The sequence below is a fragment of the Mesorhizobium sp. M7A.F.Ca.US.006.04.2.1 genome (assembly GCF_004022915.1).
Lineage (GTDB): Bacteria > Pseudomonadota > Alphaproteobacteria > Rhizobiales > Rhizobiaceae > Mesorhizobium > Mesorhizobium ciceri.
This window is the reverse complement of record NZ_RZQA01001326.1, coordinates 1-1070: the sequence shown is the minus strand read 5'-3', so window position 1 is coordinate 1070 and position 1070 is coordinate 1. Positions and strand designations below refer to the sequence as shown.

General features: G+C 64.7%; 2 protein-coding genes. One reads left to right on the top strand and one right to left on the bottom strand.

The genetic code is table 11. The features are described from left to right. Positions 1–608: ATP-binding cassette domain-containing protein (locus EN925_RS37020; RefSeq protein WP_164894719.1), on the top strand; the 608-nt coding region annotated here is incomplete at its 5' end. Positions 609–611: 3 nt separating this feature from the next. Here EN925_RS37020 and EN925_RS37015 read toward each other — a convergent pair. Further along, entirely contained in the window at positions 612–1052 is a 441-nt protein-coding gene (locus EN925_RS37015) for a hypothetical protein (protein ID WP_024501715.1), read from the bottom strand. Between the last annotated feature and the right edge of the window lie 18 nt (positions 1053–1070).

The window sequence follows — 1070 nt, the reverse complement described above, 5'->3', positions numbered from 1 at the left end:
TCTATGAGGGGCTCGACTTCCAGGTCCGCCGCCGCGAGCGCTGGTGCATCATGGGCGTCAATGGCGCCGGCAAGTCGACGCTTCTGAAGCTGGTCGCCGGCGCTTCCGAGCCCGATACCGGCACGGTCGCGCGGGGCCCAAGTGTCAAGATGGGATATTTCGCCCAGCACGCCATGGAGGTGCTGGAAGGCGAGCGCACTGTGTTCCAGACACTGGAAGACGCGTTCCCCCAGGCCGGCCAGGCGCCGCTCAGGGCACTCGCAGGCTGCTTCGGCTTTTCCGGCGACGAGATCGAGAAGAAATGCCGTGTGCTGTCAGGCGGCGAGAAGGCGCGGCTGGTGATGGCGCTGATGCTGTTCGACCCGCCCAACCTTTTGGTGCTGGACGAGCCGACCAACCATCTCGACATCGCCACCAAGGAGATGCTGATCACGGCACTTTCGCAGTACGAGGGCACCATGCTGTTCGTCTCGCACGACCGGCATTTTCTGGCGGCGCTCTCCAACCGCGTGCTGGAGCTGACGCCCGAAGGCATCCACACCTATGGCGGCGGCTATACGGAATATGTCGAGCGGACGGGGCAGGAAGCGCCGGGCCTGAGGAGCTAACGGCTACCTCAGCGAGATGCTCATGCCGCTGAGGTCGGCGTTGACCTGCAGGCCGACCTGCCTGCCCGTCAATTCGAGCTGGGCGCCCTTGTCATTGGTCATGACGATCACCTGAGCCCCCTTGCCAAGCGCGCCGCCACCGCCCGCCGCACCGTAGACCCCGGTCACATCCCGCGCACGTTTGATGTGGCGCACGGTACCTCGGAAATAGGTCTTGGAAACGCCGAAGGCGAGACCGCCCGAGACGCCGCCGACCGAGATGGGATAGCGGCGGCCATGGAAGGTCAGCGTTCCTTCGCCTCCGGAGCCACCGACGAAGAAGGCCGCCTTGTAGACGGCGAAGCGGATGGTGCCGCTGTCGGCATGCGCGGCGCTGGCAAAGCCGATGCTTGCGGTGGCGATGGCGGCAACCGCGATGGAACGAAATCCGGATGAAATCTTCATGGTGAGAACTCCTCAATG